The sequence below is a fragment of the Cryobacterium sp. TMB1-7 genome (assembly GCF_004402435.1).
GTDB classification, from domain to species: domain Bacteria; phylum Actinomycetota; class Actinomycetes; order Actinomycetales; family Microbacteriaceae; genus Cryobacterium; species Cryobacterium zongtaii.
Genome location: NZ_SOFZ01000009.1, coordinates 96,624 through 116,612 on the forward strand (window position 1 = coordinate 96,624; position 19,989 = coordinate 116,612).

The following is a 19,989-nucleotide window of genomic DNA, read 5'->3' on the forward strand; positions in this document are numbered from 1 at the left end:
CACTTTGGGCTAGCTCCGACCGAAAGGGGACGCATTCCGTGACCGTTCCTGAGACCAGGCTTTCGTTTCCCGACGGACCGCGGTCCGCTCTTGACCAGGCGCTGTCCGAACTCGTCCTGAACGCCCAGAAGGTGCTCGCCACCCAGGGGCGGCTGCGCAGCCTGCTTCAGGCGAGCCAGGCCGTCGTCGAAGAACTCGACCTCGCGGCCGTGCTCCGCCGCATCGTGGACGTCGCCGTCGACCTCGTCGGAGCCCGGTACGGCGCGCTGGGTGTCATCGCACCCAACGGCAATCTGGAGCAGTTCATCCACGTCGGCATCCCGGACGAGCTGGCCACGTCGATCGGCCACTTACCGGCCGGGCACGGTCTACTGGGCGCCCTCATCGACGACCCGCACGCCATCCGCCTGACGCACCTGGGCGAGGATCCCCGATCTTCGGGCTTTCCGGCGCACCACCCGCCGATGGACAGCTTCCTCGGCGTGCCCGTGCGGGTGCGCGGCGAGGTGTACGGCAACCTCTACCTGTCCAATCAGGTGTCCGGCGCGTTCAGCGAAGAAGACGAGGAACTGCTGACCGCCCTGGCCGCCACGGCGGGCATCGCGATCGACAACGCCCGTCTCTTCGACGAGACCCGCCGCCGGCAGCGCTGGTCGGCGGCATCGGCCGAGATCAGCGCCGCGCTGCTCTCCGACCGGGCGGATGCCTCCCTCGAACTCCTCGCCGATCGTTTCGCGTCACTGGCCGACGCCGATCTGGTCTGTGTGGTCCTCGCCGCAGGCGAAAGCACGCTCATCGTCGACACCGCCAGGGGAAAACTCGCCAAGCAAGTGAAGGGACTCGTCATCCCGTCCGCCGGAACCACCGTCGGGCGGGCCTTCGAAAGCGGTCAGCCGATCCTCACGGCCGACGGCGGTGCCAGCCTCGACCAGCCGGACGCCCAGCTGGTGCTCGGCCCGACAATGGTGATCCCGCTTCTGGCCTCCGGCCGCACCCACGGTGTCATGACGGTGTCCCGCTCCTCCGGCCGACCCCGTTTCACCACCTCCGACCTCGAGATGGCAGCGGACTTCGCCGGCCAGGCCAGTGTTGCGCTCGAACTTGCCCGCGGTCGGTCCGCCGGCCAGAAACTGGCGCTGCTGGAAGACCGAAGCCGGATCGCCCGCGATCTGCACGACAACGTCATCCAGCGGGTGTTCGCGGCCGGCATCGGGCTGCAGGCCATCAGCGGGTCGGTTGACGACCCCAACGTCCGGGAGCGCATCATCGAGGAGGTCGTGGCGCTCGACGTGGCGATCGTCGAGATCCGCACGGCCATCTTCGCCCTGACCGCCGAGACCAGCCGCGACCGCGGCTCGATCCGTCACCGTGTGATCGACCTGCTCAGTGAGCTCGCGTCGCTCTTCGACCAGACCCCCCGCCTGGTCTTCACCGGCCCGATCGACCTGCTGACCCCGCCGGAGATGTCCGATGACATCGCCGCGGTCATCCGGGAGGGGCTGATGAACGTGATCCGTCATGCCGACGCCACCGAAACCGTCGTCAACCTCAGTGTCGCGGACGACCTGGTGGTGATCGAGGTGGTCGACAACGGCATCGGCGTCGTGGAATCCGACCGGCGCAGCGGACTGGCCAACCTCTCCGCCAGGGCGCAGCAGTGGGGCGGCGACCTCGTCCTCGAGAACCGTGCCAGGGGCGGCAGCCGACTGCGCTGGACCGCCCTCATCGAACCTGAACCTGTACGAAAGGAATCGTGATGATCCGAGTCTTCCTGGTGGATGACCACGAAGTGGTGCGCCGCGGAATCGCGGACATGATCAACGCAGAGCCCGACCTCGAGGTCGTCGGTGAAGCGTCGACGGCTCGGCAGGCGGTCGCCAGGGTCGCGGCAACGGTACCCGACGTGGCGGTCCTCGACGTGCGGCTGCCCGACGGCAGCGGTATCGACGTGTGCCGCACCATCCGCTCGGCCAACCCCGGGGTGCAGTGCCTCATGCTCACCGCATACGACGACGACGAGGCCAGCTACTCGGCTGTCCTCGCCGGCGCATCCGGCTACGTCCTCAAGGACATCCGCGGGCAGCACCTGGTCGAGTCCATCCGTCGGGTCGCCCGCGGCGAGTCCCTCGTGCAGAAGGCCGTGACCCGCAAGGTGGTCACCGAGCTCACCGGCACCGCCGCGGATTCGCCGGCCTCCAATCTCACGACGAGGGAGCGCCAGGTGCTCGAGCTGATCGCGGAGGGACTGACGAACCGGCAGATCGGTGACCAGCTCGACCTGGCCGAGAAGACCGTGAAGAACTATGTGTCGGGCCTGCTCGCCAAGCTCGGCATGGCCAGGCGCACCCAGGCAGCCGTGTACGGCGCCGGGTTGCGCCCGCGGTAGTCAGCCGATGAGCGCCACGAACCGGCACCCGGCGATACCGGGTCCCGGCCAGGAGTCGGTCTGGGACTACCCGCGCCCGCCGCGGGTGGAACCGAGTCTGGAGCATGTTGTGCTCCGGTTCAACGGCACAGTGATCGCCGATACCAGGGACAGCGTTCGCGTGCTGGAGACCAGCCATCCGCCCACCTACTACCTGCCGAGGGACGCGTTCTCGGCCGGTGTGCTCGCCCCGGTCAACGGGCACAGCTTCTGCGAGTACAAAGGGCTGGCGTCCTACCTCAGCATCGTCGTCGGCGACCGACGGGCCGATGCGGTTGCCTGGCACTATCCCCATCCGGAGGCCGGCTTCGAATCGCTGGCCGGCCGGGTGGCCGTCTACCCCGGCCGGCTCGACGAGTGCACGGTGGACGGCGAACTCGTGCGCGCTCAGCCGGGCGACTTCTACGGCGGGTGGATCACCGACCGGATCGTCGGCCCGTTCAAGGGTGCGCCGGGCACACTGGGCTGGTGAGCGTCGGCACGTCGCCGGTTGTCGCGGCCGCCGGATAGTAGGCTGACAGGGTGTCATTCTCGCTCGCTGAAGTCGCCCGGGTCTCCCATGAACTGTGGCCCCTGTCCGGCGCCGAGGAATGGGATGCGCCGGGTCTGATCAGTGGCGACCCCGCGCGTCGGGTCGATTCCATTCTGCTGGCCGTCGATGTCGTCTCCGAGACCGTCGCGGAAGCGATCACCTCCGGGGCCGACCTGTTGCTGGCCCATCACCCGCTGCTGCTGCGCGGGGTCACCAGCGTCGCCGAAGACCGCTACAAGGGTGCCCTGCTCGCTCGGCTGATCCGTGCCGATTGCGGTCTCCTGGCCGCCCACACCAATGCCGACGTCGTCGAAGACGGGGTCTCCGATGTCATCGCCTCCAGTCTGGGCCTGGTCGACACGCGCCCGATCACGGGTGGACTGGTCCCTGGCACGGGCATCGGTCGGGTCGGCCGGCTCCCGGAGCCCACGACGCTCGGTCTTCTCGCCCGCCGCCTGGCGGCGCTGATCCCCCCGACGGCGACGGGTGTGCGTGTGGCCGGCGGCTATGCCGACACGATCCAGACCGTCGCCCTGTGCGGGGGAGCCGGTGACTCGCTGCTGCGCGAACCTGCCGTGCGCTCCGCCGACGTGTTCATCACCTCCGACCTCCGGCATCACCCGGCGTCGGAGTCCAGGGAACAGTCGATCCTGGCGGGGGTTGGCCCCGCCCTCATCGACGTGTCACACTGGGCCAGCGAATGGCTCTGGCTGGACGTCGCCGCGTCGGCGCTGCGGCAGAGGCTGCCCGGCATCCGCATCGAGGTCAGCGACGTGCGGACCGACCCCTGGGACTTCGCCGTCACCCAGTGAGCCTGGCTCACCCCCGTTCATTTCAACTCCATAATCATGAAGGTCAGGACATTGTGAAGGCATCTCCCACCGAGCAGAAGGAGCTTCTGCGGCTCCAGGCCCTCGATATCAAATTGCAGCAGGTCGAGCATCAGGCCAAGGCGTTGCCGCAACACGCCGAGCTTGCAGAGCTGGGCCGCGGACTCGATGCGTCCAAGACGGTCCTGACCGGTCGCGTCGGCGAGGTCGAGGACGCCCAGATCGAATTGCGCCGCATCGAGTCTGATGTCGAGGTGGTCGAGAAGCGCATCGCCCGCGATACCGAGCGCGCCCAGCACACCTCCTCGATGAAGGATGTTCACGCACTGGAGAGCGAACTCACCGCCCTGGGCGCGCGCCTGGCCGCGCTCGAGGAGATCGAACTCGCGGTGATGGAACGTCTCGAGGAAAAGGAAGCGGCCGTCGCTGAGACCGAATCCGAACGCGCCGACGTCGCGGGCCGGGTCGCCGGAATTGAAGCCGACCGCGACGCGCTTCTGGTCGATCTGAACCGCCAGCTGGGCGAGTTGGCCCGGGACCGGGTCGCGATCGTCTCCGCCATCGGCGAGGACCTGTCGGGGCTGTACGAGAAGCGGCGCGTGGCCGGGCGGGGCAACGCGGCGTCCCTGCTCCGCGCCCGCACCTGCAGCGGATGCACCATGACCCTGACGGGCAACGACCTCGAAGAGGTGCGGGCAGCGCCCGCCGACGACATCGTCTTCTGCCCGGACTGCGGCGCCATCCTCGTCCGCACCGAGGAATCCGGCATCTAGAGCAGGCCGCCGCCAGGGCCCGGTTCGGCAACAGGGCCGGGGCGCTGTAGGCTCGACGACGGAATGGGTCGACAAGACGGTCGCGTCATCCGGGCTTTTCACAGCTCGTGATGCCGAGGAACGTCCGGGCTCCACAGAGCAGGACGGTGGGTAACACCCACCCGGGGCAACCCGCGAGACAGTGCCACAGAAAGTAGACCGCCACCGGCGCAAGCCGGGGGTAAGGGTGAAACGGTGGTGTAAGAGACCACCAGGGGCCAGGGTGACCTGGCCGGCTAGGTAAACCTCGTCCGGAGCAAGGTCGAACAGGAAACGCCAAGGCGGCTCGCCGAGTTTCCGGGTAGACCGCTAGAGGGCTGCGGCAACGTAGTCCCGAGATAGATGGCCGTCCATGGTGAAAACCGGGACAAAACCCGGCGTAATAGTCGGCCCATTCCCCTCTCGAACCTGTGAGTTGCGCGGGACCGTGCCGCGGGGGTGGTGCATTCCCAGCCTGTGCTCCTACGCTGGGGCCATGAGCACCCCCGGGTCCACGTCCGATGCCGTCACCACGCACCGCCCGGCCACGGCCTCGTCCGGGGTCTGGCTGCGGTTCAGGGCGCTGCTCGGCCGGTCCAGGACCTGGATCCACGCTCACCCGCGCCTGCGGGCGCCGTATCGGCTGCTCGTCGCCCTCGCCGGGCTGACGGTCATGGTCGTCGGTCTCATCCTGGTTCCCCTGCCGGGACCGGGCTGGCTGATCGTCTTCGTGGGCGTCGCCGTGCTCGGCACGGAGTTCCCCGCTGCCCACCGGGTCACCACGGTCGTCCGACGGCTCGCGCACCGGGTGCGACTCTGGTGGCGGGCGCGTCAGCAGCGCCAGAGCACCCGGGCGTACAGCTAAGCGGAGTCGGCGAGGCCGGAGTCCGCTATGCGGAAACTGGCGCGTGCTTGACGGCCAGGGCGGCTGCGCCCAGGATGCCGGCATTGTTGCGGTGGACGGCCGGGATGATCCGGGTGTTCAGGTCCAGCAGGGGAAGGAAGTTCTCGTGGTGTTTCGATACGCCGCCGCCGACGATGAACAGGTCGGGAGTAAACAGGGACTCCAGCTTGGAGTAATACTTCTGCAGGCGTGACGCCCACTTCTCCCAGCTGAGGTTGTCCCGTTCCTTGGCCGAGAAGGCCGCGCGGGTCTCGTAGTCCACGCCGTCGATCTCCAGATGACCGAACTCGGTGTTGGGCACCAGGGCCCCGTCGTTGATCAGGGCCGTGCCGATGCCGGTGCCCAGCGTGGTGAGCAGCACGACACCGTCGACACCCTTGGCCGCGCCGAACGTCGACTCCGCGTATCCGGCCGCGTCAGCGTCGTTGACGAAGTGGATGGGCACGCCCAGGCCCTTCTCGAAAAGTTTTTCCGCGGCGAGGCCGATCCACTTGTCGGACACATTGGCCGCCGACATCGTGTGACCGTGCTTGACGACGGCGGGGAAACACACGCCGATGGGCATCTCGCCCGTTCCGGCGGACACCGTTGCCAGGAGCTGACGGGTGGTCTCGATGATGTCCTGGGGCCGGCCGCCCTTGGGAGTGGGCAGCTTGACGCGGTCGGAGAGCAGGGCCCCGGTGGACAGGTCCACCACAGCCCCCTTGATGCCGGTTCCGCCGATATCGATGCCGATGGCAGTGGTTGAACTCATGATGTCAATCTACCGGCTGCGGCAGCGTCAGGATTTCGGCGCCACGTTCGGTGACCACCAGGGTGTGCTCGAACTGCGCGGTGATGCTGCGATCACGGGTCAGAACCGTCCAGTCATCCGCCCACATGTCCCAGTCACTGGTGCCGAGGGTCAGCATCGGCTCGATGGTGAACACCATGCCTACCTCCATGACGGTGTCGTATTGCGGTGCGGAGTCATAGTGCGGAATGATCAGGCCCGAGTGGAACGCGTCCCCCACCCCGTGACCGGTGAAGTCGCGAACGACCCCGTAGCCGAACCGCTTGGCGTACGACTCGATGGTGCGGCCGATCACGTTCACCTGCCGTCCGGGTGCCACGGCCTTGATTCCGCGCGCCAGGGCCTCCCGGGTGCGGTCGACGAGCAGGGTGACCTCCTCGGTGGCCTCGCCGACGATGAAGGTGACGTTGGAATCACCGTGCACCCCGTTCTTGTACGCGGTGATGTCGATATTGACGATGTCACCGTTTTCGAGCACGGTGTCGTCAGGAATTCCATGGCAGATGACCTCGTTGACCGAGGAGCACAGCGACTTCGGGTAGCCGCGGTAGCCGAGCGTGGACGGGTAGGCGTCGTTCCGGATCAGGAACTCGTGGCCGACCCTGTCCAGTTCCTCGGTCGTGACCCCGGGGCGCACCGCACGCCCGACCGCCTGGATCGCGTTCGCGGCGATGCGGCCGGACTCCCGGATCAGTGCGATGCGTTCGGGGGAGTAGACATCGGATCCGGTGAACCGGGCCGGCGCGGTGTGCCCGACATACTCGGGCCGAACGATGTGGGAGGGAACGGAGCGGTGGCTGGACACGGCTCCCGGAACGAGGTGACCGATTGAATCCTTAGGCATAGGATCAACCTTATGGCCGAAGATGCTGATCACCAGTTCTGGTACAACATGCGCACTGGCGCCGTCGAGAAGGGCATGCTGTCGCCGTCCGTCGACAGGGTAGGCCCGTTCTCGACATTCGACGAGGCGACGAACGCCCTCGACAAGCTCCGCGCCAACAGCGCCAAATGGGCCGAAGACGACGAGGCCGAGGACCGCTGAGGCGCACCCGCTCCGGCAGTGTTTACTCGTAGCTGTGCTCGGGGCCCGGATAGGCGCCGGAATCGACGTCGTTCTTGAACGAGTGCACCGCATCGGTGAGGACCGAACGCAGGTTCGCGTACTGCCGCACGAACCGGGGCACGCGTCCCCCGGTCAGGCCGGCGAAATCTGTCCAGACCATCAGCTGACCGTCGACGCCGGGCCCGGCCCCGACGCCGATGGTGGGGATCTCCAGGCGTTCGGTGACCTCTGCGGCGACGCCTGACGGCACCATCTCCAGAACGACCGCGAAAGCGCCGGCGTCCTGCACGGCGAGAGCATCCGTGATCAGCTGTTCGGCGCCCGCGCCGCGTCCCTGTATCATGTGCCCGCCCAAACCGTGTTCGCTCTGGGGGGTGAAGCCGATGTGCCCCATGACCGGGATGCCGGCAGACACGATCCGCGAGATCTGCTTGCGACTGCGCACCCCGCCCTCCAGCTTCACGGCGTGAGCCTGGGCTTCCTTCATGAAACGCACCGCGGTGTGCAGGGCCTCAGACGGGCCGGTCTCGTAGCTGCCGAACGGCATGTCGGCAACGACCAGCGCCCGGGTCACGGCCCTGGCCACGGCGCGGGTCAGTGGGATCAACTCGTCGACGGTGACGGGGAGGGTGGTCTCGTAACCGAAGACGTTGTTCCCGGCGGAATCTCCCACCAGTAGGAAGTCGATGCCGGCCTGGTCGAAAATCTGGGCGGTGAGCATGTCGTAGCTGGTCAGGCCCGTGATCGGGATACCCTGCTGCTTCGCGTTCTGAAAATGCCTGGTGCGCACGCGCTTGGGCCCTGCGGTGGCACTGACGTATGGATTCTGCACCTCGACGGCGTTGGCGGCGTCTGGCGTGGGGATCTCTGGCATGTGCCCAAGTGTACTCAGCGGTCGATTCTGAGAGTCATTCGCAGGTGCGATCAGCCGGTTTTCGCCCGCGCGCCGTCGGCAGCCGGTAGCCTAGGGGCAACAAGAAAGGGCGTGGATGGACAAGCAGCGCGACTTCGTTCTTCGGACCATCGAGGAACGGGGCATCAAGTTCATTCGACTATGGTTCACCGATGTGGTCGGCACCCTCAAGTCGGTTGCCATCGCGCCGGCCGAGGTGGAGGGTGCGTTCGCCGAGGGACTGGGCTTCGACGGGTCAGCGATCGAGGGCCTGACGCGCTCGTTCGAGGCGGACGTGCTGGCCCACCCGGACCCCACCACGTTCCAGATCCTGCCCTGGCGGGGCGAGGTCGACCCCACCGCCCGCATGTTCTGCGACATCACCACTCCGGATGGACAGCCCGCCGTCGCCGACCCCCGGAACGTGCTCAAGCGCACCCTGGCGAAGGCCGCCGAGCGAGGCTTCACGTTCTACACGCACCCGGAGATCGAGTTCTATCTCCTGAAATCGTCCAAGTTCGGCAAGAACGGACCGGTCCCGGTCGATTCTGCCGGGTACTTCGACAACGTTCCCGGCGGCACGGCGCACGACTTCCGGCGCCGGTCGGTGCGGATGCTCGAGGATCTCGGCATCTCGGTGGAGTTCAGTCACCACGAGGCCGGCCCCGGCCAGAACGAGATCGACCTGCGTTACGCGGATGCTCTCACCACCGCCGACAACATCATGACCTTCCGCACCGTCATCAAGGAGGTGGCGATCGAGCAGGGCGTCTACGCGACGTTCATGCCCAAGCCGCTCTCCGACCAGCCCGGCTCCGGAATGCACACCCACCTCTCCCTCTTCGAGGGCGACACCAACGCGTTCTACGAAGCCGGCGCGCAGTACCAGCTGTCGACGACCGGGCGTCAGTTCATTGCCGGTCTGCTGCGGCACGCGCCGGAGATCACGGCGGTGACCAACCAGTTCGTGAACTCGTACAAGCGCCTGTGGGGTGGCGACGAGGCCCCCAGCTTCGTGTGCTGGGGTCACAACAACCGGTCCGCGCTGATTCGCGTTCCGCTCTACAAGCCCAACAAGGGCCAGAGCTCGCGCATCGAGTACCGGGCGATCGACTCGGCAGCCAACCCGTACCTCGCGTACTCGCTGATGCTCGCCGCCGGGCTCAAGGGCATCGAGGAGGGCTACGAGCTTCCGCCGGAGGCCGAGGACAACGTGTGGGGACTCAGCGACACCGAGCGTCGCGCGCTGGGCTACCACCAGCTGCCCGCCAGCCTCGACCATGCCATCCAGTACATGGAGGAGTCCGAGCTGGTCGCCGAGACGCTGGGGGAGCACGTGTTCAACTATGTGCTGCTGAACAAGCGTCAGGAATGGCGAGAGTACCGCTCGCAGGTCACCCCATTCGAACTCAATAAGAACCTCGAGATGCTCTAGGGACTCACCTCAGACAGGTACAGGACATGGCGAGAGAACAGTTGACTCTGACGGACCTCGCTCGGGTGGGCTTCGCCGATCTCGGCGAGGCCCGCGCGCGTCTCGACGAGGTCGGTGAACTCGGCGGGCCTGACCCGTCGGATCTGTTCCCGCTGCTCACCCGGGCTGCGAATCCCGATGCGGCCCTCTTCGCCGTGCTGTCGTTGGTGCGCCAGGCCCCGACCGAGTTCGTGGCGCTCCGGCGGCATCCCGGCGCCCTGCAGCGCCTGGTGCTCGTGTCCGGGGCTTCGACCGGGTTGACCGATTTTTTCCTCCGGCATCCGGCAGAACTCGCGGTGTTGCACGAGAAGACCACCGCCGTGGCCGGGCTCCGTGAGCTGACAGACGACCTGCTCGACGCCGTCCAGTCGAAGGATGGCTTCGCCGAACTCATCGACGACGACGGGTGGGTGGCCCTGCGGGTGCGGTACCGCCGCCGGCTCGCCGAACTGGCAGCCTTCGACCTCGAACAGGCCGACCCCGTGGCCGGACTCGACCGGATCGCCAGGACCCTGGCGCACCTGGCCGCGGCGGCGCTGGAAGCCTCCCTCGCGGTCGCGAGGGGGATGTGCAGCGGCACCGTGGCCGCGCACGGCGTCTATCCCGTTGACGAGGTGCGGCTGACCAAGCTCGCCGTGATCGGAATGGGTAAGGCGGGGGCGGGGGAGCTGAACTACGTCAGTGACGTTGACGTCATCTTCGTCGCAGAGGGCAACGACGACGCCGGGCTCAGCGCCGCCAGGGCGGTGGACATCGCCACCCGGCTCGCGGTCCTGATGATGCGTGGGCTCAACCAGCCCAGCATGGAGCCCGAGCTGTGGGAGGTCGATCCCAACCTGCGCCCCGAGGGCAAGTCCGGCGCCCTGGTGCGTTCCCTCGACTCCCACATCGCGTACTACGACCGCTGGGCCAAGAGCTGGGAGTTCCAGGCGCTGCTGAAGGCACACCCCCTGGCCGGCGACCTGGAGCTCGGCTCCCGCTACGTCGCCGCGGTGGCCCCCAAGGTATGGACCAGCGCCAGCCGGGAGAACTTCGTCGACTCCGTGCAGCGGATGCGCGAACGGGTGACCAGTAACATCCCCGCCGACGAGGTCGCCGTGCAACTCAAGCTGGGCCCCGGCGGTCTGCGGGACATTGAATTCACCGTGCAACTGCTTCAGCTCGTGCACGGCCAGACCGATCCCGACATCCGTCAGCCCGGCACCCTGCCGGCCCTGGCCGCCCTGGCCGATGCCGGCTACGTCGGTCGCGCCGAGGCCGCCGAGTTCGCCCAGGACTACCGGATGCTGCGCCTGATGGAACACCGGCTGCAACTGGACCGGCTGCGCCGAACACACCTGCTGCCCCGGGACGAGTCCGGGCTGCGGGTCCTGGCACGGGCGACGGGCCTGGCCACGAGCGCGGCGGCGCTGACAACCCGGTGGGAGGCCACCAAACACCGGGTGCGCGGCCTGCACGAACGGCTGTTCTATCGGCCGTTGCTCTCCGCGGTCGCCGCCCTGCCCGCTGAGGGCCTGAACCTCACCAGCGCGCAGGCCGAGGCCCGGCTGGCGGCGATCGGCTTCCGCAACACCACGGGCGCCCTGGCCCACATCGCCGCGCTGACCAGCGGTGTGTCCCGGCGGGCGACCATTCAGCAACACCTGTTGCCGGTGCTGCTGCAGTGGCTGTCCGATGGCGCCGACCCCGACTACGGGCTGCTGGCCTTCCGGCGGCTGAGCGACAGCCTCGGTTCCACCTACTGGTTCCTGCGGATGCTCCGGGACTCGTCGGGGGCCGCCGAACGTCTCACCCGGGTGCTCTCGGCGTCGCGGTACGTCGGCGAACTCCTGGAGACCATTCCCGAGGCCGTCGCCTGGCTGGAACACGACAATGACCTGCGCCCCCGCCCGCTCAGCGTGTTGCAGGACGAGGCGCGTGCCGTGCTGGCCAGGCACGGCAGTCCCGACGCCGCCGCGTCCGTGCTCCGCACCAGCCGGCGACGCGAGATGCTTCGCCTGGCGCTGTCGGCCATCCTCGGTCGCATCAGCATTGACGAGCTCGCCGCGGGCCTGACGGATATCTCCACCGTCATCATCCAGGGAATCCTCGGCGCCATCCGTGGTGCCGGTCTCACCGGGGACGACGGTCCGTTCGCTCCGGATGGCATCGAGTTCGCTGTGATCGCCATGGGCCGGTTCGGGGGAGCCGAACTCGGTTTCGGTTCCGACGCTGACGTCATGTACGTCTTCAGGCCCGCTGCCCTCGAGGGCGGTGCGGCCCACGACCGGGCCACCTTCATCGTCCGGGAGCTGAACCGACTCACCGAGGACAACCGGCTGCCGTTCGACCTGGATATCGGCCTGCGCCCCGAGGGCAAGAACGGTGCGGTGGTGCGGTCCATCGATTCCTACCAGGCCTACTACCGCCGGTGGTCGCTCACCTGGGAGGCCCAGGCGCTGTTGCGCGCCCGCGGTGTCGCGGGCGATCCCGCGCTCCTGGAGTCCTTCCACGCCGTGATGGACACTGTGCGGTACCCGGAACAGATCAGTGACCAGGACGTCCGTGAGATCAAGCGCATCAAGGCCCGCGTCGAGAACGAACGTCTCCCGCAGGGAGCCGACCCGAACCGGCACCTCAAGCTGGGCCGCGGCTCGCTGAGCGATGTGGAGTGGTTCGTCCAGTTGCTGCAGCTCCAGCACGCCGCGAGCGTCCCCGCCCTGCGCACGACGTCAACCCTCGAAGCACTCGAGGAGGCCACTCGCGCCGGTTTGGTCACCGAACCGGATGCCGCCGTCCTCCGCGCCGCGTGGCTGTTCGCGTCACGGTGCCGCTCGGCGATCACCCTGTGGACGAACAAGACCGCGGATGTGCTGCCCACTGACAGGATGCAGCTCGACGGCGTCGCCCGCATGATGGAGTACCCGCCGGGTTCGGCGAATCAGCTCGAGGAAGACTACCTCGCGGTGACCCGGCGCGCCCGTGCGGTCTTCGAACGCCGGTTCTATGGACCGGTCGAACGGCCGGGGCCGTTCTCCGGCTGACCTCGACACCGTCGACGACGAAGGGGCCGCAACCTGACGGTTGCGGCCCCTTCGTCGTGCGTTGGGGAGATTAGACCCCGTAGTACAGTTCGAACTCGAACGGGTGCGGGCGCTGCGCGAGGGGCTTGATTTCCTTCTCGCGCTTGTAGTCGATCCAGGTCTCGATCAGCTCGGGGGTGAAGACGTTGCCGGCGAGCAGGAAGTCATGGTCGGCCTCCAGCGCCTGCAGGGCCTCTTCCAGCGATGCGGGAACCTGCGGGATGTTCTTCGCTTCTTCCGGCGGCAGCTCGTAGAGGTCCTTGTCGACGGGCTCGTGCGGCTCGATGCGGTTCTTGATCCCGTCGAGGCCGGCCATCAGCTGGGCGGCGAAGGCGAGGTACGGGTTGCCGGAGGCATCGGGGGCGCGGAACTCGAGGCGCTTGGCCTTGGGGTTGGTGCCGGTGATCGGGATACGGATCGAGGCCGAGCGGTTACCGGCCGAGTAGACCAGGTTGACCGGAGCTTCGAAGCCCGGAACCAGGCGGTGGTACGAGTTGACCGTCGGGTTGGTGAAGGCGAGCACAGCCGGGGCGTGCTTGAGCAGGCCACCGATGTACCAGCGTGCAACGTCGGACAGGCCGCCGTAGCCGGCCTCGTCGTAGAACAGCGGCTTGCCGTCGGCCCAGAGGGACTGGTGGGTGTGCATGCCGGAGCCGTTGTCGCCGAACAGCGGCTTGGGCATGAACGTGGCGGTCTTGCCCCACTCGTGCGCGGTGTTCTTGACGATGTACTTGAACTTCAGCAGGTCGTCGGCCGCGTGCACCATGGTGTCGAACTTGTAGTTGATCTCGCCCTGGCCGCCGGTGCCCACCTCGTGGTGGCTGCGCTCGAGGATGAGGCCGGCGTCCATCAGCTTGAGGCAGATGTCGTCGCGCATGTCGGCGTGCTGGTCGACCGGGCTGACCGGGAAGTAGCCGCCCTTGAACGGGGTCTTGTTGGCGAGGTTGCCGCCCTCTTCCTTGCGGCCGGAGTTCCAGGCACCCTCGCTGGAGTCGACGGAGTAGAAGCTGGTGTGCTGGTTGACCTCGTAGCGCACGTCGTCGAAGATGTAGAACTCGGCCTCTGAGCCGAAGTACGCGGTGTCGCCGATGCCGGTGGAGGCGAGGTACTTCTCGGCCTTCTTGGCCACCTGGCGGGGGTCCTTGGAGTAGATCTCGCCGTTGCGGGGGTTGTAGATGTCGAAGAGCATGATCAGGGTGCGTTCGGCGCGGAACGCGTCGATGTACGCGCTGGTGACGTCGGGGATGAGCTGCATGTCGGATTCGTGGATCGACGCGAAACCGCGGATCGACGAGCCGTCGAACATCTGGCCGACGGTGAAGAAGTCCTCGTCAACGGTCGACGCGGGGATGTTGAAGTGCTGCTGCACACCCGGCAGGTCGGTAAAACGGAGGTCAAGGAACTTGACATCGGTGTCCTTGATGAACGAGAGGACTTCGGACGAATCGCGGAACATGCGGGTTGACTCCAAACGACGTAGGCGTGGGTGACTAGAAATGTCGCACACTGCGGCTTCCCCGACACTATTACGGACGGGTTACTTAAGAATGACGCTTATGTTTCCTCCATGTTACAGAGGGCTCGGTCGGTACACTGATCGGGTGAATTCGACGCCGTCAAGACCCACCACCTTCGGGCAGTTACCGCCCAGCACCTGGCCGGGGGAGCGACTCGGCCTGCCTCGGACCGGACCGCATTCCGTGGGGCGGGTCGGCAGGCGCATCGCGGCGCTGGCCATCGACTGGGCCGTCGCCGTGGCCCTGACCTGCCTGATCTGGGGGTACACCTGGCTCAACTATGACGGCTTCGTGGTCCTGATGGTCTTCGTGGGCCTCCAAGCCCTGCAAGTCGCCGTGTTCGGGGGGAGCGTCGGCCACCGCCTGCTCGGCCTGCGTGTGATCGCCCTCACCGGAGGCCGTGCGGGCCTGTGGCGCCCGATCGTCCGGTCGGTGCTGCTGGGTCTGGCCGTTCCCGCCCTGGTCTGGGACTCGGACCAGCGGGGCTTCCACGACAAGATCGCCGGCACCGTCCTGATCAGGCGCTAGTCTCCGGCACGCAGAGAAGGGCACGGGGTTGACCCCGTGCCCTTCGTTGTTCTGGTGGATGCGTGTGGCTAGTTGCCGCGCTGCGGACGGGCCTTGGTGGGGTCGACACCCTTGGGAATCGGCAGTTTCTTGGTCATGGAGTTGAGGCGGTTGTTGACCGCCAGCACTTCGGCCTTGGTCAGGGTCGGCTTGATCTTGGTCAGCCGCCGGGCGAGCTTGTGCAGCGGAACGGCGTCGGCGTCTGGGCCCACGGTGATGACGGTGACCGCGACGTTGCCGCCGACCTTGGCCACCGAACGCTTTTCCTCGTCCAACATGCGGGCGGTGCGGGTGCGCGGTCCCTCGCTGATGAGCACAACTCCACCGCGGCCGACGGCGCGATAGATGGCGTCCTGGGTCTTACCGTTGACGGCGACGGGCATTTCGCTCCCCACCCAGCCGCGCTTCAACGAACTGCGCAGAACCGCGCCGACGGCGCCGGGCTGGCCCTCGATCTGCGAGTACGCGGCCTTCTCTGCACGCCGACCCAGGATGATCAGCATCGCCAGGACGCCGGCGAGCACGCCGGCGACGATCCAGAGGGCGATGGTGAAACCGTTGTCGGGGGTCAGCAGCAGCGCAAGGGCCAAGCCGACAACAACAGGGATCAGGAAACCCAAGATCATGAACAGAACGATGTTCGAGTCGTAGCGCCGGGTCATCTGGAAGACCTGCCACATTTGCTTCAAGCGGCCAGGTTCTTTGGGGGTGCGGGGACTCTTGTCCTTGCTTCGTGCCATGGTTCTAAGACTACCCAGTCGGTCGATATCCGCGGAACGGATTTAGGGTCAAACGGCCTGGCTGAAGGCCACGGTCGCGTCGGCGAGGTGCTGCAGGTGGGCGGGCACCGGGCGTCCGGTGGCCGTCATCGACTGTGCCCAGAGCCGACCGGCCCGGTAGGAGGAACGCACCAACGGTCCGGCGAGCACGCCGAGGAAACCGATCTGCTCCGCTTCGGCCTTGAGGTCAACGAACTCCTCCGGTCGCACCCACCTGGCCACCGGCAGGTGCCGGGGGCTCGGCCGCAGGTACTGCGTGATGGTGATGATGTCGGTCCCGGCATCGTGCAGGTCCTGCAGCGCTTGGGACACCTCGGCGCGTTCCTCGCCCATGCCGAGAATCAGGTTCGACTTGGTGATCAGTCCCGCGGCCCGCCCCTGGCTGAGCACGTCGAGGGACCTGTCATAACGGAAGGCGGGACGAATGCGTTTGAAGATCCGCGGGACCGTCTCGACGTTGTGCGCGAAGACCTCAGGGCTGGCAGAGAACACCTCGGCCAGGTGGATTGGGTTGCCCGTGAAATCGGGGACGAGGATCTCGACCCCGGTCCCCGGGCTTTGGAGGTGGATCTGCCGGATCGTCTCGGCGTAGAGCCAGGCGCCCTCATCGGGCAGGTCGTCGCGGGCGACCCCGGTCACCGTCGCGTAACGCAGGTTCATCGCCACCACCGACTCGGAGACTCGGCGCGGCTCGTCGGTGTCGTAGTCTGCGGGCTTGCCCGTGTCGATCTGACAGAAGTCGCAGCGCCTGGTGCACTGGGAGCCGCCGATCAGGAAGGTGGCCTCGCGGTCTTCCCAGCACTCGTAGATGTTCGGGCAGGCGGCCTCCTGGCACACCGTGTGCAGGTTCTCGCTCTTCACCAGATCCTGCAGGTGGCGGTATTCGGGGCCCATCCTGGCGCGAGTCTTGATCCAGTCGGGCTTCCGCTCGATGGGCGTCTCGGCGTTGCGGATTTCCAGTCGCAGCATCCGGCGTCCGTCGGGCGCGGCGGTCATACGGACACCGCCAGCCGGCTGCGGAAACGGGTTGTGATGGAGTCGACGACGTCCTCGGTGCTGACGTCTCGGCCGAGTACCTGAGACATGGTGGTGACGCCCGCATCGACGATGCCGCAGGCGACAATACGGTCGTACGGTTCGAGCGAGTTGTTGCAGTTGAGGGCGAACCCGTGCATGGTCACACCGTCGGCGACCCGGATGCCGATGGCGGCGATCTTGTCCTCGGCCCCGGCGGGCCCGACCCAGACACCGCTGCGTCCGGGAACCCGTCTGCCGTCGATCCCGAAATCGGCCAGCGCGTCGATGAGGATGTCCTCGAGCAGACGCACGTAGCCGACCACGTCGAGAGGTTCGGGCAGGCGCAGGATCGGGTAGCCGATCAGCTGACCGGGCCCGTGCCAGGTGATCCGGCCGCCGCGGTCGACGTCCACGACCGGCGTGCCGTCGGTGGGACGGTCCTCCGGCTGGGTGCGTTTGCCGGCCGTGTACACGGCGGGGTGTTCGAGGAGCAGGACGGTGTTCGGTCGTTGACCGGATACCACCGTGCGATGGACGGCGCGCTGGAGCTCAAGGCCCTCGAAATACGGCACGGAGTTGGCGCTTAGCCCCGCGACGACAAAGTCGAGCATGCGGTAAGTCTAGGGGGTCTCCTCCCCAGCCTGAGCACCGCTCGAGTTTCCGCCAGATTCCCACCGAGGGGAGGGGGCCGCCGGTCCGAACGGCACGGTGGAGTGATGGAGCACAGGCAGATTCCCGCCCGAGAGGAGACCCTGGCCGGGTTCCGGCTGATACGCCGGATCGGCACGGGGAGCCGTTCGATCATCTACCTCGGCCGGGCGCCCGGAGAGCAGGGCCAGGCCCTGAATGTGGCACTGAAGGTGTTCGGGCCGGAGGCTGACAGGCCGGCGCTCGACCGGCAGGTGCGAGCCATGCTCACAGTGCCGCCGGCGATGCTCGCGCCGTTGCGGGACGTGGCGACGGCACCCGACGGCCGGCTCTGCCTCGTGCTGGACCGCCTGACCGGTTCGTCGTTGGACCGGCTGCTGGCCGAGCGGGGCACCCTCGGTGCCGGTGAGGTCGTGACCATTGCCGCGACGATCACGGCAGCACTGCAGGCGCTGCACGACGCCGGATTCAGCCACTCCATGATCGGACCTGCCTGCGTACGGTTCGACGGCTGTGGCCGACCGGTGCTTCTCGGGCTGGGCGCGCTGGAGGATCTGCCCGCCGGGGGAGCCGGTGTCGCGCGGCGGCGGGACGACCTCGTGCGCCTGGCGGGCTGTGTGAGATCCATCCGGGACCACCTGGACCCTCAGGCTCCGGAGGCGGCGACGGCGGAGTCGGTCGTGGCCGAGTTCGAAGCCGCGGCCACGGCGCGACCCGTCCCGCCGGATTTGTCCGGCGTGGAATCCGTTCTGTTCGACTGGGCGGCAGCGACAGCCGTCCGGGGTGCGGTACCGGGCACCGTGCCGGCAGATCCCGAGGGACCGGAGGATACCCACGGCCTGGCCGCACCGTCGAGCCGACTGACCAGACCGGCCCGCCCGGCCGGGGCGCGTGAGCCGGCCATCCGAGCCGGCGGGCGACTGGCGGGTGCAGAGCGTGGAAGCGCGGCGAAGCCGACAGGACGGTTGGAGCGGCAGGTGCGGCGTGGGCTGGCCGGATGCCGGTCAGGGCTGCGAATCGTGAATGCTCGGTCGCGGGTGGGCGCTCGGTGGCTGCAGGCGCTGCGGCGGAACCGGAGTCGAGCACGGCCGGTCATCGTCGGTGTCTGCCTCGCGGTGGCGCTGGCCGCCGGAGGCCTTGCGGCGCTGTCCCCAGCCGAGTCCCCGGTGGTCGCCGGGGACGCCGGCGACCTGTCGGCGCCCGCGACGCGGTCCTCGTCACCGGGTGCCGAAGCGACCGCGGGGCCGGGAGACGACGGGCCGGCAGGCGCCGACGGATCCGCAGCGACTCTCGTGTCCGACGATCCGGCGGCGGCGACCCTGGTCCTGCTCGAGCTGCGCGAGGGGTGTTTGGCGGAGGCGTCTGTGCTGTGTCTGGAAAGTGTCGACCAGGCCGGTTCCGTGGCCATGGCCGCCGACTCGTATCGGGCACTTCAGATGGAACCGAGCGCCGACCGCACTGCTGCGGGTTTCACGGCCACCGTGCAGGAGCGCCGCGGCAACGCCGCGCTGATTGTTCTGACGCCGGCGGCCGGCGGTCCCGCGAACACACAACCGGCCTCAGCCCTGGTGATCAAGGGCGAGGCCGGCTGGCGGTTACGCGAACTCTTCGACTACTGACCCGTCTGGCGGGTCTGTGACACTAGATTCCGAGGTTGGCCTCGAATGCGCCGGCTTCCAGACGTGCCTTCATGGTGGTGAGGAAGCGCGAGGCGTCCGCTCCATCGATGATGCGGTGGTCGTAGGACAGCGCCAGGAACACCGTCGAACGAATCGCAATGGAGTCCAGACCCTTGTCGGTCACGACGACGGGCTTCTTGTAGACAACGCCGGTGCCGAGAATGGCGCTCTGCGGGAGGAAGACCACCGGGGTGTCGAACAAAGCGCCGCGTGAACCCGTATTGGTGAGGGTGAACGTGCCACCGGACAGCTCGTCGGGCTTGAGCTTGTTGTCGCGGGTGCGGGCAGCCAGGTCAGCGATCTGGGCGGCGAAACCGGCCAGATCGAGGTCACCGGCGTCGCGGATGACGGGAGTCAGCAGTCCGCGTTCGGTGTCCACGGCGATGCTCATGTTCTCCTGGCCCGGGTACACGATCGACGTGCCGTCGACGGTCGCGTTGATGATCGGGTTCGCCTTCAGTGCCTCGGCCGCGGCCAGGGCGAAGAACGGCAGGAAGGACAGCTTGTTGCCGGTCTTCTCGTGGAAGGAGACCTTGACCTTGTCGCGGAGCATGGCGACACGGGTGACGTCAACCTCCACGACAGTGGTGAGCTGGGCCGTCTGCTGCATCGACGCTACAGCGCGCTCGGCGACGACCTTGCGCAGGCGCGACATCGGCACGGTGGTTCCGCGCAGCGGAGACACCTCGACCTCGGCGGCGGCCGGAGTCGCGGGCGCAGCCGTGGCGGAGGCGGAGACGATGTCCTGCTTGCGGATGCGTCCGCCGACACCGGTGCCGGTGATGGTGGACAGGTCGACGCCGGCCTCGTTCGCGAGCTTGCGGACGATGGGCGTGACGTAACCGCTGGTGCCGGCGTGGGCGCCACGGGTCGGCTCGGCAGCGGATGCTGCCGGGGCGGCGGCGGGTGCTGCTGCTACCGGTGCCGGGGCCGCCGGTGCGGGGGCGGGTGCTGCCGCCACGGGTGCCGGGGCTGCGGGTGCAGCAGCGACCGGTGCGGGTGCGGCGGGCGGC

19 protein-coding genes and 1 other RNA gene are annotated in these 19,989 nt (G+C 67.7%); 12 read left to right on the forward strand and 8 right to left on the reverse strand.

Annotated features, from left to right (window positions below; all coding sequences use genetic code 11):
* The first annotated feature begins 38 nt into the window (after positions 1 to 38).
* The 7 genes from E3O60_RS03355 (at position 39) to E3O60_RS03385 (ending at position 5,443) form a co-directional block, all read left to right on the forward strand.
* Positions 39 to 1,757 (forward strand): GAF domain-containing protein, encoded by a 1,719-nt coding sequence (locus tag E3O60_RS03355; protein ID WP_240632454.1) that lies wholly within the window; start codon positions 39 to 41, stop codon positions 1,755 to 1,757.
* Positions 1,757 to 2,386, forward strand: a complete 630-nt coding sequence (locus E3O60_RS03360; RefSeq protein ID WP_088456147.1) for a response regulator transcription factor — start codon at positions 1,757 to 1,759, stop codon at positions 2,384 to 2,386. Before E3O60_RS03355 ends, E3O60_RS03360 begins: the two co-directional genes overlap by 1 nt.
* A gap of 7 nt (positions 2,387 to 2,393) precedes the next feature.
* Positions 2,394 to 2,897, forward strand: a complete 504-nt coding sequence (locus E3O60_RS03365) for a DUF427 domain-containing protein (protein WP_088456148.1) — start codon at positions 2,394 to 2,396, stop codon at positions 2,895 to 2,897.
* A gap of 50 nt (positions 2,898 to 2,947) precedes the next feature.
* Positions 2,948 to 3,769 carry a Nif3-like dinuclear metal center hexameric protein gene (locus E3O60_RS03370; protein WP_088456149.1) on the forward strand — a complete coding sequence of 274 codons (822 nt, stop codon included), beginning with the start codon at positions 2,948 to 2,950 and terminating at the stop codon, positions 3,767 to 3,769.
* 53 nt (positions 3,770 to 3,822) lie between these two features.
* The gene (locus E3O60_RS03375; protein WP_103459761.1) at positions 3,823 to 4,560 is read left to right on the forward strand and encodes a zinc ribbon domain-containing protein; all 738 of its coding nucleotides are present in this window, start codon (positions 3,823 to 3,825) and stop codon (positions 4,558 to 4,560) included.
* 64 nt (positions 4,561 to 4,624) lie between these two features.
* Positions 4,625 to 4,997, forward strand: an RNA gene (gene rnpB / locus E3O60_RS03380) — RNase P RNA component class A.
* Positions 4,998 to 5,074: 77 nt separating this feature from the next.
* The gene (locus tag E3O60_RS03385) at positions 5,075 to 5,443 is read left to right on the forward strand and encodes a TIGR02611 family protein (RefSeq protein ID WP_088456151.1); all 369 of its coding nucleotides are present in this window, start codon (positions 5,075 to 5,077) and stop codon (positions 5,441 to 5,443) included.
* A gap of 25 nt (positions 5,444 to 5,468) precedes the next feature.
* Here the strand turns inward: E3O60_RS03385 and ppgK are convergent, their stop codons facing one another.
* Both ppgK and map read right to left on the reverse strand, forming a co-directional pair.
* Positions 5,469 to 6,236 carry a polyphosphate--glucose phosphotransferase gene (gene ppgK / locus E3O60_RS03390; RefSeq protein ID WP_134409394.1) on the reverse strand — a complete coding sequence of 256 codons (768 nt, stop codon included), beginning with the start codon at positions 6,234 to 6,236 and terminating at the stop codon, positions 5,469 to 5,471.
* A gap of 4 nt (positions 6,237 to 6,240) precedes the next feature.
* Positions 6,241 to 7,119 (reverse strand): type I methionyl aminopeptidase, encoded by an 879-nt coding sequence (map, locus tag E3O60_RS03395; protein ID WP_088456153.1) that lies wholly within the window; start codon positions 7,117 to 7,119, stop codon positions 6,241 to 6,243.
* A gap of 12 nt (positions 7,120 to 7,131) precedes the next feature.
* Here map and E3O60_RS03400 point away from each other — a divergent pair, with 12 nt between their 5' ends.
* Positions 7,132 to 7,320 carry an SPOR domain-containing protein gene (locus E3O60_RS03400; protein WP_088456154.1) on the forward strand — a complete coding sequence of 63 codons (189 nt, stop codon included), beginning with the start codon at positions 7,132 to 7,134 and terminating at the stop codon, positions 7,318 to 7,320.
* 22 nt (positions 7,321 to 7,342) lie between these two features.
* Here E3O60_RS03400 and panB read toward each other — a convergent pair whose 3' ends face one another.
* A complete protein-coding gene (gene panB, locus E3O60_RS03405; protein ID WP_134409393.1) occupies positions 7,343 to 8,215 on the reverse strand; it encodes a 3-methyl-2-oxobutanoate hydroxymethyltransferase in 873 nt (290 codons plus the stop codon).
* Between the two features lie 115 nt (positions 8,216 to 8,330).
* Between panB and glnA (E3O60_RS03410) the strand changes: the two genes are divergently transcribed.
* Together glnA (E3O60_RS03410) and E3O60_RS03415 are read left to right on the forward strand one after the other, a co-directional pair.
* On the forward strand, positions 8,331 to 9,668 hold the full coding sequence (gene glnA / locus E3O60_RS03410) for a type I glutamate--ammonia ligase (protein ID WP_066595282.1): 1,338 nt from the start codon (positions 8,331 to 8,333) through the stop codon (positions 9,666 to 9,668).
* A gap of 26 nt (positions 9,669 to 9,694) precedes the next feature.
* Positions 9,695 to 12,730, forward strand: a complete 3,036-nt coding sequence (locus tag E3O60_RS03415; protein ID WP_134409392.1) for a bifunctional [glutamine synthetase] adenylyltransferase/[glutamine synthetase]-adenylyl-L-tyrosine phosphorylase — start codon at positions 9,695 to 9,697, stop codon at positions 12,728 to 12,730.
* A 70-nt stretch (positions 12,731 to 12,800) separates the two neighbouring features.
* On the opposite strand, the gene glnA (E3O60_RS03420) is transcribed toward E3O60_RS03415, so the two are convergent.
* Positions 12,801 to 14,225, reverse strand: a complete 1,425-nt coding sequence (gene glnA / locus E3O60_RS03420; protein ID WP_088456157.1) for a type I glutamate--ammonia ligase — start codon at positions 14,223 to 14,225, stop codon at positions 12,801 to 12,803.
* A gap of 145 nt (positions 14,226 to 14,370) precedes the next feature.
* Here glnA (E3O60_RS03420) and E3O60_RS03425 point away from each other — a divergent pair, with 145 nt between their 5' ends.
* The gene (locus E3O60_RS03425) at positions 14,371 to 14,814 is read left to right on the forward strand and encodes an RDD family protein (protein ID WP_240632456.1); all 444 of its coding nucleotides are present in this window, start codon (positions 14,371 to 14,373) and stop codon (positions 14,812 to 14,814) included.
* A 68-nt stretch (positions 14,815 to 14,882) separates the two neighbouring features.
* Here E3O60_RS03425 and E3O60_RS03430 read toward each other — a convergent pair whose 3' ends face one another.
* The 3 genes from E3O60_RS03430 to lipB are packed head-to-tail and all read right to left on the reverse strand — an operon-like array spanning position 14,883 to position 17,260.
* Positions 14,883 to 15,593, reverse strand: coding sequence for a DUF4191 domain-containing protein (locus tag E3O60_RS03430; RefSeq protein ID WP_088456159.1), 711 nt, complete (start codon positions 15,591 to 15,593; stop codon positions 14,883 to 14,885).
* A 48-nt stretch (positions 15,594 to 15,641) separates the two neighbouring features.
* Entirely contained in the window at positions 15,642 to 16,628 is a 987-nt protein-coding gene (gene lipA, locus E3O60_RS03435) for a lipoyl synthase (protein ID WP_134497106.1), read from the reverse strand.
* The gene (gene lipB / locus E3O60_RS03440; RefSeq protein ID WP_088456161.1) at positions 16,625 to 17,260 is read right to left on the reverse strand and encodes a lipoyl(octanoyl) transferase LipB; all 636 of its coding nucleotides are present in this window, start codon (positions 17,258 to 17,260) and stop codon (positions 16,625 to 16,627) included. The genes lipA and lipB overlap by 4 nt, the downstream gene beginning before the upstream one ends.
* Before the next feature lie 105 nt (positions 17,261 to 17,365).
* On the opposite strand from lipB, the gene E3O60_RS03445 reads away from it, so the two are divergent.
* Positions 17,366 to 18,916 (forward strand): hypothetical protein, encoded by a 1,551-nt coding sequence (locus E3O60_RS03445; protein WP_134479997.1) that lies wholly within the window; start codon positions 17,366 to 17,368, stop codon positions 18,914 to 18,916.
* Positions 18,917 to 18,938: 22 nt separating this feature from the next.
* Here the strand turns inward: E3O60_RS03445 and sucB are convergent.
* A partial coding sequence (sucB, locus tag E3O60_RS03450) for a 2-oxoglutarate dehydrogenase, E2 component, dihydrolipoamide succinyltransferase (RefSeq protein ID WP_134497108.1) occupies positions 18,939 to 19,989 on the reverse strand: 1,051 nt, incomplete at its 5' end.